Origin of the sequence: Streptomyces sp. NPDC089799, assembly GCF_040684755.1 — a bacterium.
Lineage (GTDB): Bacteria > Actinomycetota > Actinomycetes > Streptomycetales > Streptomycetaceae > Streptomyces.
Genome location: NZ_JBFBGR010000001.1, coordinates 428,178 through 444,770, shown reverse-complemented (window position 1 = coordinate 444,770; position 16,593 = coordinate 428,178). Strand labels below are relative to the sequence as shown.

The following is a 16,593-nucleotide window of genomic DNA, read 5'->3' as shown; positions in this document are numbered from 1 at the left end:
GCCGGCATCTACGACCTGACGCTCCTCAACAAGGTGCTCAAGGCCGCCGGCAAGCCCGAGGTCTCCGACGCCGGCCTCGGCACCAAGTAAGTCCCGTAACGAATCCCCAGGAGGTGACGACCATGGCCACCACGCTTGCCAAGGCTGCCGAAGGCACCGTAGCGGAGGAGACGCACGCCGCCCGGATCGAGCACGTCTCCAAGTCCTTCTCCGGCCCGGCCGGTACGCAACTCGTCCTGGACGACATCAGCCTCGATGTCGCGCCGGGAGAGTTCGTCACCATCCTGGGGGCCTCGGGGTGTGGCAAGTCCACGCTCCTCAACCTGGTCGCCGGGCTGGACAAGCCCACCCAGGGCCACATCGAGACCTCGGGCCGTCCGGCCCTGATGTTCCAGGAGCACGCCCTCTTCCCGTGGCTGACCGCGGGCAAGAACATCGAGCTCGCCCTGCGGCTGCGCGGGGTCGCCAAGTCCGAGCGCAAGCAGGAGGCGGAGCGGCTGCTGGAGCTGGTCCGGCTCGGCGGCGCGTACGGCAAGCGGGTGCACGAGCTGTCCGGCGGCATGCGGCAGCGCGTGGCGCTGGCCCGGGCACTGGCCCAGGACAGCCGGCTGCTGCTGATGGACGAGCCGTTCGCCGCACTCGACGCGATCACGCGGGACGTGCTGCACGGTGAGCTCACCCGTATCTGGGACGAGACCGGCGTGTCGGTCCTGTTCGTCACCCACAACGTGCGGGAGGCCGTGCGCCTCGCCCAGCGCGTGGTCCTGCTCTCCTCCCGGCCCGGCCGGGTGGCGAAGGAATGGACCGTGGACATCCCGCAGCCGCGCCGCATCGAGGACGCGGACGTCGCGGAGCTGTCCGTCGAGATCACTGAACACCTGCGTGGGGAGATCCGCCGCCATGGCCAGCACTGACACGAAGGCGAAGTCGGACGACCTCGCGGGCCTGGAGGCCGGTCTCGACGCGCTGGACGCCGTGGAGATCCGCCGTACGCCGGTCCGGGAAGTCCTCGTCAAGAAGGTCTTCCCGCCGCTCCTGGCGGTCACCCTGGTCCTGGTGGTGTGGCAGGTCCTGGTCTCCGCGAAGATCACCGAGGAGACCAAGCTGCCGCCGCTGTCCGCGGTCTGGGACAGCCTCTCCACCATGTGGCTCCAGGGGACGCTGCTGGAGGTCATCTGGACCTCCGTCTCCCGCGGTCTGCTGGGCTTCGCGCTGGCCCTGGCGATCGGTACGCCGCTGGGCCTGCTGGTCGCCCGGGTGAAGTTCGTCCGGGCCGCGATAGGCCCGATCCTCCAGGGCCTGCAGTCCCTGCCGTCGGTGGCGTGGGTGCCGCCGGCCGTGCTCTGGTTCGGCCTGAACGACGCGATGATGTTCACGGTGATCCTGCTGGGCGCCGTCCCGTCGATCGCCAACGGTCTCGTCTCCGGCGTGGACCAGGTGCCGCCGCTGTTCCTGCGGGCCGGCCGCACCCTCGGCGCCACCGGCGTCAAGGGCGTCTGGCACGTGATCATGCCGGCCGCGCTGCCGGGCTACGTGGCGGGTCTCAAGCAGGGCTGGGCGTTCTCCTGGCGTTCGCTGATGGCCGCCGAGATCATCGCCTCCTCGCCGGACCTGGGTCTGGGCCTGGGCCAGCTGCTGGAGAACGGCCGCAACAACATCGACCTGCCCGGCGTGTTCCTCGCGATCATCCTGATCCTGATCGTCGGCATCGCGATCGACCTGCTGATCTTCAGCCCGCTGGAGCGGTGGGTGCTCCGCAGCCGCGGCCTGCTGGTCAAGGGCTGATCATGCGTTCCGCACGGCTCTCGGCTCCTCGCAGGGCGGGCTCCCCGGGGCCCGTCCTGCTGGTCATCGCCCACGGCAGCCGCGATCCGCGGCACGCGGCGACGGTGCACGCCCTGACCCTCCGGGCACGGGCGCTGCGGCCGGGACTCCGGGTGGAGACGGCGTACCTGGACTTCAACGCGCCGTCCGTTCCCCAGGTGCTGTCCTCCCTGTACTCCGACGGGGTCCGGGAGGTCGTGGCGCTGCCGCTGCTCCTGACCCGGGCGTTCCACGCGAAGGCCGACATCCCGGCGGTGCTGGCCGAGGCGGGCGCCCGCCTGCCCGGCCTCTCGGTCCGCGTGGCTGAGGTCCTCGGGCCCTCGCCGCTGCTGCTCGCCGCGCTGGAGCGGCGGCTGGCGGAGGCCGGGGTGGACCTGTCGCCCGAAGCCCGTTCCTCGACCGGCGTGGTGCTCGCGTCCGCCGGTTCCACCGACCCGGAGGCGATCGCAGTGATCGCTGAAATCGCGCGGGAGTGGCGGCTCACCGGTTGGTGTGCCGTGCGGCCTGCGTTCGCCTCCGCTGCACTGCCGGACGTGGCGGCGGCGGTCCGGGAGCTGCGCGCCGAGGGCGTGCGGCGCATCGTGGTCGCCCCGTACGTCATCGCCCCCGGGCGGCTGCCGGACCGTATCGCGGCCGGCGCGGCCGAGGCGGGGGCCGACGTCCTGGCGGACGTCCTGGGCGCCGCGCCGGAGCTCGCCCGGCTGCTGCTGACCCGCTGTGACGAGGCCCTGGCGGTCGAGGCGGCCCCCGCCCTGACGGCGTAGCCGCCGGGCGGATTTTCCCTCCCCGCCCGGGCTCTGCCCCGCACCCGTCCCCCGGCCGTCGTGCACCCGTCGTGCACCCGGGTGGAACACCGTCGGTGACAATGGGCGTATGAGCGAGATCCTGACCCCCCGCCTCGTGCTCCGGCATTGGCAAGAGGACGACCTGGTGCCGATGTCCGAGATCAACGCCGATCCGGCGGTGATGCAGTGGACCGGCGACGGCTCGGTGCTCGACCTGGAGCAGACCGCCGACGAGATGGAGCGCTGGGAAGAGGAGTGGGACGAGGAGGGCTTCGGGCTGTTCGCCGTCGAGCTGCTCGGCTCCGGTGAACTGATCGGCTTCACGGGGCTGTCCGTGCCGTACTTCCTGCCCGAGGTGATGCCCGCGGTGGCGGCCGAGTGGCGCCTCGGCCGGCAGTTCTGGGGTCAGGGCTACGGATCCGAGGCGGCCCAGGCCGTACTGGAGTGGGCCCTGCAAGACCGTGGCCTCGACCGTGTGATCGGCATCTGCCGGGCCGGCGACGCGTCGTCGGAGAACGTGATGCGCAAGCTCGGCATGGCACAGGAGCGGGAGACGGTCCACCCGGTGTACGGGTTCCCGCTCAACGTCCACGGCATCGACCTCACCGAGTACGCCGGGTAGCGGAGTCGGCCGGGCCGGCGGCCCGGCCGTCCCCGCCCGGCGGCGGGACGGGTCAGGTCCGGGACGCGGCCTCGTTCGCCAGGGCGGTGAGGTCCGCGATGGACATGGAGGCCGGCGGCAGGCCCTCGCGGGCGAAGATGTTCGCCGCGTGCCGGAGCACGTCGTTGACGGGGGTCGGGACCCCGTGCAGCCGGCCCAGCAGGCAGATCTCGCCGTTGAGGTAGTCCGCTTCGATGGAGCCCGTGCCGCGCGCCAGGCTCTGCCAGGACGAGCCGCCCCGCAGTGCCGCCGGCTGGTTGACCTTGCCGTCGCGGGCCGCGGACTGCTCCTCGTCCGAGGCGTACGCGATCCCGGCCGCGGCGAACGCCGCCTTCGCCTCGCGGATCGCCCGCAGCAGGAGTGCCGCCTTCGCCGGCTCGGGTGCCGGACCCGTGGTGGCCTGGATGGCGTTGCCCAGGTTGCCGAGCAGCTTGGCGTACTTCCACCGCATCACGTCCGCCACGACCGGCGCCTCGAACCCCGACTCCGCCAGGTCCGCCGCCACCCGTCCGGCCCGTGCGTCGGTGCCTCCGGCCGCGAGACCGATGTGCAGGATGCCGGTCAGCGGCTCGCACAGCGCCGAGACCACGCCCGGTTCCAGGAAGGTCGACGGCAGCCAGACGCACACCCCGTACACCGTGCCGAACCGGCGCAGGGCGATCCGTTCCCCCTCGACCCCGTTCTGCAGGCAGAACACCGGGAGCCGCTGCGCGGCGGTGCCGCCGCCCGCGACCTCCGCGTCGCCCCAGGCGTCGAGCGCGGCGACCGCGTCCTGGGTCTTGACGGCGAGGAGCAGGGCGTCGTCCGGCCGGAGTTCGCCCAGCTCCTCGGGGCCGGTGACGACCGGCGGGCGGTGCGTGCGGGTGCCGTCCGCGGTGGTGAGCCGGAGTCCGTCCGCCCGCAGGGCCGCCGCGTGTGCGCCCCGCGCGACCAGGACGACGTCATGGCCGGACTCCACGAGCCGGCCGCCGATGGTGGCGCCGACCGCGCCCGCGCCGATGATGATGTACCGCATGGACCGAGCCTGGCACACCGCTCGGCCCGGGTTAGGGTCGGGGCATGGATACTTCTGTGTTCCATCTGGGTGGGGATCTGCCCGTACGCCGGCTCGGGTTCGGTACGGGGGGCCTGGTCGGCTCCGGCTACTGGGGGCCGCGGGGGGAGGCCGCGGACGCGCGGGCGCTGCTGCACGCGGCGGTGGACCGCGGGGTCACGCTCATCGACACCGCCGACAACTACGGTCCCGGGCTGGCGGAGACCCTGATCGCGGAGGCCCTGTACCCGTACCGGGAGGACCTGGTCGTGGCGACCAAGGGCGGGGTGGTGCGGACCGGCCCGGACCAGTGGCACGTCGCGGGGCGTCCCGAAGACCTGCGGGCGATGTGCGAGGCGAGTCTGCGCCGGCTGCGGCGGGACACCCTGGACCTGTACCAGCTGCACCGGCTGGACCCGGACGTTCCGGTGGCGGAACAGCTGGGTGCCCTGGACGAGTTGCGCCGGGAGGGCAAGATCCGGCACATCGGGCTGGACACGGTGACCCGGGAGCAGCTGGAGGAGGCGCTGGCGATCGTCCCGATCGCGGCCGTGCAGAATCCGTACAACCTGCTGGACCGGTCCTCGGAGCCGGTGCTGGAGCTGTGCGAGGCGAAGGGGATCGCCTTCCTGCCGTACTACCCGCTGGGCAGCGGCGGCCTGACCCGTACCCCGGCCGCGGCGCTGGCCACGGTGGCGGCTGAGCACGAGGCGGGCCCCGGCCAGGTCGCGCTGGCGTGGCTGCTGCACCGTTCCCCGGTGCTCTGCCCCACGCCGGGCACCGGCTCGCTCGACCACCTGGCCGAGAACCTGGACGCGGCCACGATCCGGCTGTCGCCGCGCGAGCTGGAGCTGCTGGACGCCGTGGGGTGACCGCGCCGTGGGGTGACCGCGGGCGTGACGGAGCCCGGGAGCTACCGCGCTCCCGGGCTCCTGTGTGCCACCCAATTGCGCACGCCGGCGGCGTTTAAGGGTCGCGGATCATTCTGAGATCGACGTGTTCTGCCTTTGAACTACCGCGCCATGAAGAGAGGCGCAGGGGGGAATTGAACCCCCATCCATCGATGACCGTCCACGCCCGGTCGATCCGGCGATCGGCGGCGAATGCTGAGACTGGAGCGAGAATCTGAGATTGACGAGGCCGCCTCTTCCGGATTGGGCCACCCCGGCTCGTTCGTGCCGGGGGAGGGATTCGAACCCCCAACTGCACCTCTTCGTCAGCTTCAACAGTCAGTTTCAGCTTTTCCTGCGCTCATCGCGCAACCCTCCGCTCCAGGAGGGCGTTCTCGGGGGCTACCCGTCACCTGTCACTGACGGAACAGGTAGCCGAATACAGCGTCGCCGACGCGCTGGTCGGTGACCTCGGTGGCGTTGGCCTCCTCGCGGGCGAACTTGACGGCCTGCTGCAGCCGCTCGACCCGGTCGGCCAGCTCGTTGACCCGCCGGGCGGGCAGCGCACCGGAGAACTTCACGGTGGTCCAGTACCCCACCGGCACGTCCTCGTGGTACACCTCGACCTGGGCCGGGTGCTTCTCCGTGGCCTCGGCCTTCACGTGGTTGCGGGGCACCTTCCTGGTGCGGACGGTGCGCACCGGGTCGGTTTTCCAGCAGTCCGTGGAGGGGTCGGCGTTCCAGGATTCAGCCGCGTCCAGCACCGGCAGCTTCCGTACGAAGGTGTGCAGGTCGGTGAGCTGCTTCTCCAGGAAGAGCAGGTAGGGCACGGGGACCTGCGCGAGCAGCACGGAGCCGTCGACGACGACGTCCGCGGCGGCGGTCCGGTTGGCCCAGTCCTTGGTGGCCGTCACGTCGAACAGTCGCGTGAGCGTCCCGGCCACACTCCCGAGTACGTCCTCGGTCTTGACCTGGACCCGGGTGGACTCGGGCGGCAGCTGCTCGCCCTCCTCGTCCTTGGGCTGGTACGTCCGGGAGATGCCGGCGAGCAGGGCCGGCTTCTGGACGTCGTGGTGGGCCTGGGAAAGCTCCTGGAGGGACTTGGACTTGACGCCCTTCTCCACTGCGATGATCTGATTCAACTTCGGCACGGGAAGAAGCTAACCATCCGGCCGCCGCGCGCACATCCGATTTAATTGCCGCTCAGCTCGCGGTGAGTTCCACGAGTTTGGCGACGGTGTTCCAGTTCCGGGTGGTCGCGTCGATTCCCTTGAGGACCGACGGGCGGGCCAGTGCCTCGGCCAGTTTCGAGCGGCCGAGGCCCTCGGGGGCGTACAGGTAGACGACCTTGTCGCCGAGGCGGAATTCCTCGGGGAGGAAGGCTGCCCGGTCGATGTGGGCGAATCGTTCCTCGGCCGGCTGTTCGGACAGGAAGGTGGCGTGGAGCTGCTTGCCCTCCAGTTCGGCGGCGGGGAAGGGGCAGGCGTCGGCGACGGCGCGGAGGTGGTCGCCGTCGGTGACCAGGCAGGCCACCGTGAAGCCGAAGCGGGCCTCGATCGCGGTCTCCAGGGCCCGGGCCAGGACCGCCGGGTCCTGTTCCGGGGCCTCGAAGACGGCGTTGCCGCTCTGGAGGTAGGTCTGGACCCCGGTGTGCCCGAGCTCCTGGAGGACCGCCCGCAGGTCGGCCATCGGCACCTTCTTGTTGCCTCCGACGTTGATCCCGCGGAGCAGTGCGGCGTACTTCTTCACCTCGGTGGTCATGCCCGAACCATAGGGCGGGGGTCTGACAGTTCGGCCTCGATCAGATCGGCGGCCTGCCGCGTGCCGCCTTCGGCGGCGGTCTGCGCGCGGAGCTCCGCGGCCCGGGCGGCGACCTCCGGGTCGGACACCAGGCCGAGCACGGCTTCCCGGAGCGCGTCGGCGGTGGCCCGCTCCATGGGGAGGTGCCTGGCCACACCGAGCGAGGCGAGCATGTCGGCGTTGCCGAACTGGTCGACGGCCTGGGGTACGGCGACCATCGGCGTGCCGGTGGCCAGGCCCTCCTGGCTGCCGCCGGCACCGGCGTGGGTGATGAAGGCGTCGGCCTGGCGGAGGATGTCGAGCTGCGGCACCCAGCGGTGGACCTCGGCGTTGGCGGGGACCTCGCCGAGTTCGGCCTCGTCGGTGAACCTGCCGATCTGGAGGACGACGTGCCAGTCGGGGAGGTCGCGGAAGGCGTCGAGGCAGGCCCGGTAGAAGGCGGGCTGCTTGGTGAAGGTGGAGCCGAGGGAGACCAGGACCACCTTCTTGCCCCGGGCGGCGTCCGGCCGCTGCCAGGTGCCCTGTTCGCGGCGGTCCCCCTGGCAGGCGCCGACGAAGGTGTGGACGGATTCGTCGACGCGGTCGGCGTTCGGCTGGAGCGCCTTGGGGATCAGCACGACGCTGCGGCGCGGCCGGCCGATGAGGTGGTCGGAGTCGTCGGGGATACCGTTCCCGTCGAGCCAGGCCCGGAAGCGCGCGTAGTACGCCCGCCCGCGCTCGGTGGCCTTCAGCGGGGCGGTCATCGGCTCGCCGACCTCCTTCTCGTACCCCTCCCAGGCGACCAGGTTCGGGGAGAGGGAGACGCCGGGGACGCCCCAGCGGCGGGCGAGGACGATCGCCGGGTAGGAGGTGATGTCGTGGAGGACGAGGTCGGGCTCGTCGCCCTCGAAGGCGGCGGCGAGCTGCGGGAGCGCCTGGACCGCGTCGGCGAGGAAGGGCTCGATGTTGTCGATGAGTTCGGTGCCCCACGCCTCGGGGTCGCCGTCCGTGGGGAGGGTGGAGGTGTAGATCACGGGCGTGGCGCCGGTCTCCGCGACCTTCTCTGCGAAGGAGGCGGGGATCGCGTAGCTGACCCGGTGGCCACGGGCCACGAGCTCCCGGATCACCTCGATGCTCGGGTTCACGTGGCCGTGGGCGGCGATGGAGAACATGGCGATGTGGGCGGGCTTGCGCGGAGTCACTGGATTCATGTCCGGATTCATGTCCGGAACAGTAAGCGAGACGAAACGTCTCGTGCAACATATATTTCGGCCGCGGCGATGCCGTACGCCGCCCCGGTGCGAGACTGGACGCCGGCGGAACGGGACGTGGCAGAACGGGGCAGTACGGACATGGACGAGGCGCGGGCCAGGGAGTTGCTCGGGGTGGCGGGGCTCACCGGGCGGGCGGAGCTGCTGGCGCTGGGCGAGAACGCGGTGTTCGCCGTCGGCGACGGGCTGGTGGTGAAGGTGGGCCGGTCCGCCGAGCTGCTGCCGCGCGCCGAACGCGAGCTGGGCATCGCCGGATGGCTGGCGGAAGCAGATGTTCCGGCGGTACGGGCCGCCGAGCCCGAGCCGCGGGTGGCCGAGGGGCACCCGGTCACCGTGTGGCACCGCCTGCCCGCCGCAGCCCGTCCGGCGGGCGCCGGCGACCTGGCGGAGCTGCTCCGCGTGGTGCACGCCCTGCCGGTCCCGCCGTTCGAGCTGCCCGCCCGGGACCTGCTGGGCGGGGTGGAGCGCTGGCTGCGGCTCGCGGGGGACGCGATCGACCCGGCCGACGCCGCGTACCTGCGGGCCCGCCGCGACGCCTTCGCCGCCGAGGCTGCCGCGCTCGTACCGCAGTTGCCGCCGGGGCCGATCCACGGCGACGCACTGCCGCGCAACGTCCACGTGGGCCCGGAGGGCCCGGTCCTGGTGGACCTGGAAACCTTCTCGGCGGACTTCCGCGAGCACGACCTCGTCGTCATGACCCTCTCCCGGGACCGGTACGGCCTCCCGCCGGCCGAGTACGACGCCTTCGTCGCCGGCTACGGCTGGGACGTCCGTGACTGGCCGGGCTGCGCGGTCCTGCGCGGCGCCCGGGAGACGGCCAGCTGCGCCTGGGTCGCGCAGCACGCCCCCTCGAACCCCGCGGCCCTGGCGGAGTTCGGCCGCCGGGTGGCCTCCCTCCGCGAGGGTGCGACCGAGGTCCGCTGGCACGCGTTCTGAACCCGCCCCGCCACATGCGGCACACACGCACATGCAGTGTGATCTGCAAGATCACCTGGGTAGCTGCAATCAAATACTGCCCAGCAGACAGTAGATGCCGTCTTGGTGGACTGGTATCGTCCGCATGCGCAATCCGCCGAGCGGGTCGCGGGCCGCTCCTCCGCATCCCGGTCCGCACCGCTCGGTGGTGGATCCGACAGCCCCTCAGGACTCCACCCCCGGCACCGCTCTGCCGTGGGCCTCTCATCCCCTCTTCCACTCCGTCCCCCTCGGGCGGGTGCGGCTCCGCCGCGCCCGCCGGTGCGGGACCGCAGAGAGCGAGAACCCCATGAAGAAGAGCTCGAAGCGCCGCTTCGCCACCGGGAAGGCGCTGGTCATCGGCGCCGTCCTGGCCCTCGCCGCACCCGGCACCGCCTACGCCAACACCGTCGCCGTCACGGTGAAGACCCCCGGCGCCACCTCCGGCCCCGGCTCCGCCTTCTCCGAGATCACCACCAGCGCGCACTGCACCAGCGGGCTGATCTCCGGCGGTGGTATCAACCAGGCCATCGGCACCGGCACCTCCTCGAACGGCAACAAGATCAACGGCACCTCGCCCAGCCCGGACGGCAGCACCGAGTACCTGGGCTCCACCGGCGTGGTCGGCACCGACGTCACCTACTGGCTCGGCATCGGCGGCAGCGGCGGGGCGGTCAACGCCGACTTCTCCAGCACCCCGTACGCGATGTGTTTCAGCAGCAACGTGGTCAACCACACCCAGGTGGTCATGAACAAGCTGGCCGGCCCCACCGGCAGCGGCACCGTGGGCCTGGTCACCGCCACCTGCCCCGCGAACACCCGCCTCCTCGGCGGCGGCGCCCGCATCACCCCGGCGAGCGTGGGCAGCCTCAAGCCGATCGCGAGCTTCCCCACCTTCAACGACTCGGCCCACGGCTTCGGCCAGAAGGCCGCCGCCGACGGCGAGAACAACCCCGACTCGTGGACCGCGGTCGGCTGGAACGGAGGCGGCGGCAACAGCAACAACACCACCTACGCGTACGCGATCTGCAGCGGCAGCAACATCAACGTCAGCGGGGTCACCGTCAAGGTCCGCTTCGGCGAGGTGAGCGGCCCGACGGCAGCCACCGCCGGCCAGACGGCCACCGTCGGCTGCGGCCAGAACGACGGCAAGCTCGTCAGCGGCGGTGCCGCGATCAGCGGCGGCAGCGTCACCACGACGAACTTCACCGGCCCCGGCTCCGTCGGCGACCACCTCAACGGCAGCTACCCGAGCAACTCCGGCGGCACCCCGGTCTCCGACGGCACCACCACCGCCGCGTACTGGACGGCGTACTCCCACACCGGCGGCGGCAGCTCCCCCAACACCTACACCGACGTCTGGGCCCTCTGCGCAGACGACGGCGTCTGATCCCGCGCCGGCCGCCGGCGGCCGCTCATCGCGCCCGCTCCGGTCCCCGCCCCGGCCGTCAGGCCGGCGTCGGGGCCGGGGTGAAGGCGCGGAGGGGCCAGGCCGTGTCGATCAGGGCGTCCGGGGTGCCCCGGCCGCGGAGGTAGGACTGGAAGTCGGTGGCCCAGCGGGCGTGCCAGCGGGCCTGTTCGGCGTGCAGGGCCGTCGGGGTGAGTTCCGCCACGCGCGGGTGGCGGTCGGCTATCGCGCGGGCCACCTGCACCGCGGCCAGGGCGTCGGCGCCGGCCTCGTGGGCCGCCTCCAGGGTGACCCCGTACACCCCGCAGACGGCCTCCAGGGTGCGCTTGCCGCGCCGGTACCGGTCGACGGCGCGGTCGATGGTCAGCGGGTCCACCACCGGGCCCGTCTCCGCGCCGCCGAGCCGGTCGGCCAGCGAGGGCAGCCCGTACCGGGCCAGTTCCGCGCTGAGCAGCGTGAGGTCGAAGGCCGCGTTGTACGCCACCACCACCGCGCCCGCCCGCCAGTGCGCGACGAGCTCCGCCGCGATCTCTTCCGCGACCTCCGGGGCCGGCCGGCCCTCCGCCGCCGCACGCTCGGTGCTGATCCCGTGGATCGCCGCGGCCTGTTCCGGGATGTCCGTGCCCGGATCGGCCAGCCAGCCCCGGCGGGACCGGATCTCGCCGGCCGTCACCTCGACCAGTGCGGCCGTGACGATCCTCGACTCCCCCGGCTCCGTGCCGGTGGTCTCCAGGTCGAACCCGACCAGTGTTCCCCCGTGCCACTCCCCCATGGCGCCCCTCCCCCGTCTGACGTCTCGAACGGCTTTCAGCCTGCCACGGGCCACTGACAGCGCTCACACCGGGGAGGGGAAGGCCCAGGTCACCACCGCTTTCCGGCGCTGCCGCCGGGCGGGGGGCGGGACTGTCGCGTCCGCCGTCCCGCGTCCGCCGTTCCCACGTCCTTCAGGACACCGGCCGGGAGTCCTCCCACATCGACTCGAACTCCTCCCGGTACGTCGTGTACAGGCCGTGGTCCGCGTCCTTGGGCACCCCGCGCCCGCCGCCCCGCAGGACCAGCACCGGCGCCTCCATGCCCCGGGCCCGCCGCAGGTAGGACTGGACCACCGCGATCCCGGACCCCGAGGGCCCGCCCTCCACCAGGTACGCGGTGAAGCGCGGGGTCTCGTCGAAGACGTGGATGGAGAAGCCCGAGGGGTCGCGCAGACCGGCCCGGACCCGCCGGACGTGCAGGATGTTCATCTCCACCGAGCGGCTCAGCTCGCCCTTGCGGAGCCCCAGCTCCCGTTCGCGCCTCTTGACCGCACTGCTCGCCGGGTTCAGGAACAGCAGCCGCACCCGGCAGCCGGCCTCCATCAGCCGCACCAGTCTGCGGCCCGAGTAGTTCTGCACGAGCAGGTTCAGCCCTATGCCGATGGCGTCCAGCCGGCCGGCGCCCCCGAAGAGGTCCTCGGCGGGCAGCTGCCGCTGCAGCCGCACCCGGTCGGGGTGGACCGAGACCACGTCGGCGTACCGGTCCCCGACGAGGTCCTCGACCGCGTCGATGGGCAGCCGGTCCGCGGAGGGGCTGCCCGCGCCGCCGCCCAGCACCTCCAGCAGCCGTGCCGAGGCCCGTTCCGCCTGCCCGAGCACCGCCCGGGACAGCGCCCGGTTGCGGGAGACCACGTTGCGGGTGACCTCCAGCTCGTCCAGCGCGAGCTCGATCTCCCGCCGGTCGTCGAAGTACGGCTCGAAGCAGGGCCAGTGCTGGACCATCAGCTCGCGCAGCTGCGGCAGGGTCAGGAAGGACAGCACGTTGTCGTCGGCCGGGTCGAGGAGGTAGCCCTTGCGCCGGCTGACCTCGCGGACCGCGACGGCCCGCTGCACCCATTCCTGCCCGGCCGGCCCGGCGGCGGCGACCACCCAGTCGTCCTCGCCGTGCACCGGCTCGTAGACGGGCCGCAGCACCGCGCCGACCACGGCCCGCAGCCGCTGCTCGATCAGGTTCAGCCAGATGTACGCACGGCCCGCCCGCTGGGCCCGGGTCCGCACCTCGGTCCAGGCGTCCGCCCCCCAGTCCAGCTCGGCCCCGGCGCGCACGGCACCGCCCGCCGGCTCCGGTCCCGCCAGCGACACCGCCCCGGCCTCCGCGGCGCCGCCCTCGTGACCGCCGTCACCAGGGGGCAGCTCCAGACCTCCCGAGCTCACCCGTGCACCGCCTTCCGCCACCCCTCCAGTGATCAAGGAAGAGTACTCCGCGTACCCGGCCCGTTGCAGCCGGATGGCCCTTACACCGGAGGGTTGTTGACTCATCATCGGATTCACCGACAGTCCGCTGACCCGCATATCAGGTCTCACGGGGTCACCCGGTAGGACCCGCGCAAGTCCCCGCTTGGAGACCCCCTTTCGGGGAAGATCTGGGACGGACACCAACCGATGCCGGATGCAGGAGTGGAAGAGTCGTTATCTATGCAGGTCTGGCCCGGACAGGCGTATCCCCTCGGCGCGACGTACGACGGCGCCGGCACCAACTTCGCGGTCTACTCCGAGGCCGCCCGACGGATCGAGCTGTGCCTGCTGCACGACGACGGCTCGGAGACGGCCGTGGAACTGCGCGAGACGGACGCCTTCGTCCGGCACGCGTACCTGCCCGGCGTCATGCCCGGCCAGCGGTACGGCTTCCGCGTGCACGGCCCCTACGAGCCCGAGCGCGGGCGGCGCTGCAACCCGGCGAAGCTGCTCCTGGACCCGTACGCGCGGGCCATCAGCGGCTCGGTGGACTGGGGGGAGGAGGTCTACGGGTACCACTTCGGGCGGCCCGACAGCCGCAACGACCTGGACTCCGCCCCGCACACCATGAGTTCGGTCGTGGTGAACCCCTACTTCGACTGGGCCAACGACCGGCCGCCGCGCACCGAGTACCACCACACGGTGCTGTACGAGGCCCATGTGAAGGGCCTCACGATGCGGCACCCGGAGCTGCCGGAGGAGCTGCGCGGCACCTACGCGGCGCTGGCGCACCCGGCGGTGATCGAGCACCTGACCAAGCTCGGGGTGACGGCGCTGGAGCTGATGCCGGTGCACCAGTTCGTCAACGACCACCGGCTGGTGGACGACGGGCTGAGCAACTACTGGGGCTACAACACGATCGGCTTCTTCGCCCCGCACAACAGGTACGCCTCGGGTGACCGCGGCCAGCAGGTGCTGGAGTTCAAGTCGGCGGTCCGGGCCCTGCACAAGGCGGGCATCGAGGTGATCCTGGACGTGGTCTACAACCACACCGCGGAGGGCAACCACCTGGGCCCGACCCTGTCGTTCCGCGGGCTGGACAACCTCTCGTACTACCGGCTGGCGGAGGACCCGCGCTACTACACCGACACCACCGGCACCGGGAACTCGCTGCTGATGCGGTCCCCGCACGTGCTCCAGCTGATCATGGACTCGCTGCGGTACTGGGTCACCGAGATGCACGTGGACGGCTTCCGGTTCGACCTGGCGGCCACCCTGGCCCGCCAGTTCCACGAGGTCGACCGGCTGTCCTCGTTCTTCGACCTGGTCCAGCAGGACCCGGTGGTCAGCCAGGTCAAGCTGATCGCCGAGCCCTGGGACCTGGGCGAGGGCGGCTACCAGGTGGGCAACTTCCCGCCGCTGTGGACCGAGTGGAACGGCAAGTACCGGGACACCGTACGGGACCTGTGGCGCGGGCAGCCGCGTACGCTGGCCGAGTTCGCGGGGCGGCTCACCGGGTCCTCGGACCTGTACCAGGACGACGGGCGGCGCCCGCTCGCCTCGATCAACTTCGCGACCTGCCACGACGGTTTCACCCTGCACGACCTGGTCTCGTACAACGAGAAGCACAACGAGGCCAACCGGGAGGGCAACCGGGACGGCGAGAGCCACAACCGGTCGTGGAACTGCGGGGTCGAGGGCCCCACCGAGGATCCGGCGGTCCTGGAGCTGCGCACCCGCCAGATGCGCAACTTCATCGCCACGCTGATGCTGTCGCAGGGCGTGCCGATGCTCAGCCACGGCGACGAGTTCGCCCGCACCCAGGGCGGCAACAACAACGCGTACTGCCAGGACAACGAACTGTCCTGGGTGTCCTGGCCGGAGCCCGGCAAAGCGGCGCCCGGGCTGCTGGAGTTCACCCGGCAGATGGTGTGGCTGCGGCGCGACCACCCGGTGTTCCGGCGGCGCCGGTTCTTCCACGGGCGGCCCGTGGAGGGCACCCTCGACGAACTGTCGGACATCGCCTGGTTCACCCCGCACGGCGAGGTGATGCGGGCCCGCGACTGGCAGGCGCAGAGCACCCGCGCGCTGACCGTGTTCCTCAACGGGGAGGCCATCTCCGAGCCGGGCACGCGCGGCGAGCGGATCACCGACGACTCGTTCCTGCTGATGTTCAACTGCGGTGCGGACGGCCAGGAGTTCACCCTGCCGGCCGGACACGGGGACCAGTGGCGGATGGTGGTGGACACCTCCCGGGAGCAGGTCCTCGCGGCGGGCACCGGGCCGCAGTACGCGGCCGGGGACCGGGTGACGCTGACCGGCCGGAGCCTGGTGGTGCTTCAGCGGCCGGCGTAGCCGTCGGCGGCACCGGTGTGCGGGGTGCCGGTGTGCGGGGTGCCGGTGTGCGGGGTGCCGGTGTGCGGGGTGCCCGTGCCCGGTGTGTCGGCCCGCGGGGCGCCCGTGCCCGGTGTACCCGCCCGCGGGGTGCCGGCGTGTGCCGCGCCGGCCTCCGGCGTGCCCGTGGACGGGCTGTCCGCGGGCACCCGGGTGACCAGGGCCAGCACCAGGCTGAGCGCGGCCGCACCCACCGTCACGGCGAAGGCTCCGGAGGGTCCGTACCGCTCGGCCAGCCGGCCGGACAGGGCGAGGGACAGGGCCTGCCCGGCGACCAGCGAGCTGGCCGCGTAGGCCATGGACTCGCCGAGCCGGGCGGGCTCCACGTGCCGCTCGGTCAGCGCGAACGCGGTGATCAGGTGGGGTGCGCAGGCGAAGCCGAGGGCCGTCACGACCGCGTACAGGCCCCACAGGCTGCCGGAGAACAGCAGCGGTACGGAGAGCAGCAGGGCGGCGCCGGTGGCCGCGCGCCAGCGCAGCCGGAGTCCGAAGCGGGCGGGCAGCGCGCCCATGGCGAGGCCGACCGCGGCGCTGACCACGCCGTTGGCGGCGTACACGAGGCCGGCCTGGCCGGGTACCCCCAACTCCCCGGTGAGCGAGGCGATCCCGGCCTGGAGGCCGCCGAACACGGCCCCCTGCAGGGCGAGCGAGCAGCGGACGGAACGGACCACGCCGGCGGGCCGGGCCCGGGCCGCCCCCTTCGTCCGTACGGGGGCGGGGCTCCCGGCCGTGACGGCGGCCGTCGGGTGCAGTGCGAAGGCGGTGCCGAAGACCGCGACCAGCGCGGCCGCCAGCCCGAGGGCGGCCGCGGGGTGGACGGCGAGCGCGGCCGTTCCGACGAGGGCCGGGCCGAGGACGAACGAGGTCTCGTCCAGGGTGCCTTCGAGGGAGAGGACGGCCCCGATGACCTCCCCGCCGGCCCCGTCCCGGTGGGCGAGGGCGACGGAACGGGTACGGGCGAGCGGACCGATCAGCGGCACGGACGCCCCGGTGACGCCGGCGATCACGGCGAGCGGCACGGTGTCCAGACCGCCGAGCGCACCGGCGACCAGGGCAGCGGTCGCGAGGGCGTTGACCACGGCGGCGCCGAGCACCACGGGTCGCTGGCCGCGCCGGTCGGCGAGCCGGCCCAGCAGGGGGCCGCAGAGCACCTGCCCGGCGGACAGGGTGCCGCCCACGAGGCCGGCCGTGGCCAGCGAACCGCTGGTCTCGGCCACCAGCAGCACGCTCCCGAACTGGCACATCGCCACAGGAAGTCGGGCGAAGAAGGACAAGAGCGGGAGGATCGGCCCGGTCAGGGCGATGACTCTGCGATAGGTGTCGACGGTTCCGGCCACCGGCGACACGCTAACCAGGGCGGTCACCCGGATGCAGTGGGCGATGGCAC

General features: G+C 72.5%; 15 protein-coding genes. 8 read left to right on the top strand and 7 right to left on the bottom strand.

The genetic code is table 11. The features are described 5' to 3' along the window. Positions 1–122: 122 nt before the first annotated feature. The 4 genes from AB0O36_RS01715 (at position 123) to AB0O36_RS01700 (ending at position 3,231) form a co-directional block, all read left to right on the top strand. Positions 123–914, top strand: coding sequence for an ABC transporter ATP-binding protein (locus AB0O36_RS01715; protein WP_365102504.1), 792 nt, complete (start codon positions 123–125; stop codon positions 912–914). Continuing rightward, on the top strand, positions 901–1,785 hold the full coding sequence (locus tag AB0O36_RS01710) for an ABC transporter permease (protein WP_365102501.1): 885 nt from the start codon (positions 901–903) through the stop codon (positions 1,783–1,785). The genes AB0O36_RS01715 and AB0O36_RS01710 overlap by 14 nt, the downstream gene beginning before the upstream one ends. Positions 1,786–1,787: 2 nt before the next feature. Next, positions 1,788–2,588, top strand: a complete 801-nt coding sequence (locus AB0O36_RS01705; RefSeq protein WP_365102498.1) for a sirohydrochlorin chelatase — start codon at positions 1,788–1,790, stop codon at positions 2,586–2,588. Positions 2,589–2,697: 109 nt separating this feature from the next. Further along, positions 2,698–3,231, top strand: coding sequence for a GNAT family N-acetyltransferase (locus tag AB0O36_RS01700; RefSeq protein ID WP_365102496.1), 534 nt, complete (start codon positions 2,698–2,700; stop codon positions 3,229–3,231). Positions 3,232–3,283: 52 nt separating this feature from the next. Here the strand turns inward: AB0O36_RS01700 and AB0O36_RS01695 are convergent, their stop codons facing one another. Beyond that, a complete protein-coding gene (locus tag AB0O36_RS01695) occupies positions 3,284–4,285 on the bottom strand; it encodes a 2-dehydropantoate 2-reductase N-terminal domain-containing protein (protein WP_365102493.1) in 1,002 nt (333 codons plus the stop codon). A 44-nt stretch (positions 4,286–4,329) separates the two neighbouring features. On the opposite strand from AB0O36_RS01695, the gene AB0O36_RS01690 reads away from it, so the two are divergent. Then, positions 4,330–5,175, top strand: a complete 846-nt coding sequence (locus tag AB0O36_RS01690; protein WP_365102490.1) for an aldo/keto reductase — start codon at positions 4,330–4,332, stop codon at positions 5,173–5,175. A gap of 434 nt (positions 5,176–5,609) precedes the next feature. Here the strand turns inward: AB0O36_RS01690 and AB0O36_RS01685 are convergent, their stop codons facing one another. Genes AB0O36_RS01685 through mgt form a run of 3 tightly spaced genes read right to left on the bottom strand, consistent with a single transcriptional unit; the run spans position 5,610 to position 8,183 of the window. Further along, positions 5,610–6,344 carry a hypothetical protein gene (locus AB0O36_RS01685; RefSeq protein WP_365102487.1) on the bottom strand — a complete coding sequence of 245 codons (735 nt, stop codon included), beginning with the start codon at positions 6,342–6,344 and terminating at the stop codon, positions 5,610–5,612. A 52-nt stretch (positions 6,345–6,396) separates the two neighbouring features. After that, positions 6,397–6,954 carry a DUF1697 domain-containing protein gene (locus tag AB0O36_RS01680; RefSeq protein ID WP_365102485.1) on the bottom strand — a complete coding sequence of 186 codons (558 nt, stop codon included), beginning with the start codon at positions 6,952–6,954 and terminating at the stop codon, positions 6,397–6,399. Continuing rightward, a complete protein-coding gene (mgt, locus tag AB0O36_RS01675; protein WP_365102482.1) occupies positions 6,951–8,183 on the bottom strand; it encodes a macrolide-inactivating glycosyltransferase in 1,233 nt (410 codons plus the stop codon). Before mgt ends, AB0O36_RS01680 begins: the two co-directional genes overlap by 4 nt. Positions 8,184–8,324: 141 nt before the next feature. Here mgt and AB0O36_RS01670 point away from each other — a divergent pair, with 141 nt between their 5' ends. Both AB0O36_RS01670 and AB0O36_RS01665 read left to right on the top strand, forming a co-directional pair. Continuing rightward, positions 8,325–9,179, top strand: a complete 855-nt coding sequence (locus tag AB0O36_RS01670) for an aminoglycoside phosphotransferase family protein (protein WP_365102561.1) — start codon at positions 8,325–8,327, stop codon at positions 9,177–9,179. Between the two features lie 328 nt (positions 9,180–9,507). Next, the gene (locus AB0O36_RS01665; protein ID WP_365102479.1) at positions 9,508–10,587 is read left to right on the top strand and encodes a hypothetical protein; all 1,080 of its coding nucleotides are present in this window, start codon (positions 9,508–9,510) and stop codon (positions 10,585–10,587) included. Positions 10,588–10,645: 58 nt separating this feature from the next. Here AB0O36_RS01665 and AB0O36_RS01660 read toward each other — a convergent pair whose 3' ends face one another. After that, positions 10,646–11,377: a 3'-5' exonuclease gene (locus AB0O36_RS01660; protein WP_365102477.1), complete on the bottom strand. Its 732-nt coding sequence runs from the start codon at positions 11,375–11,377 to the stop codon at positions 10,646–10,648. A gap of 172 nt (positions 11,378–11,549) precedes the next feature. Continuing rightward, positions 11,550–12,791, bottom strand: a complete 1,242-nt coding sequence (locus tag AB0O36_RS01655) for an SAV2148 family HEPN domain-containing protein (protein ID WP_365102474.1) — start codon at positions 12,789–12,791, stop codon at positions 11,550–11,552. 261 nt (positions 12,792–13,052) lie between these two features. On the opposite strand from AB0O36_RS01655, the gene glgX reads away from it, so the two are divergent. Beyond that, positions 13,053–15,167, top strand: coding sequence for a glycogen debranching protein GlgX (glgX, locus tag AB0O36_RS01650; protein ID WP_365102471.1), 2,115 nt, complete (start codon positions 13,053–13,055; stop codon positions 15,165–15,167). On the opposite strand, the gene AB0O36_RS01645 is transcribed toward glgX, so the two are convergent. Continuing rightward, a complete protein-coding gene (locus tag AB0O36_RS01645) occupies positions 15,152–16,543 on the bottom strand; it encodes an MFS transporter (RefSeq protein ID WP_365102469.1) in 1,392 nt (463 codons plus the stop codon). The two genes, glgX and AB0O36_RS01645, sit on opposite strands and share 16 nt — an antisense overlap. Positions 16,544–16,593 lie beyond the last annotated feature (50 nt).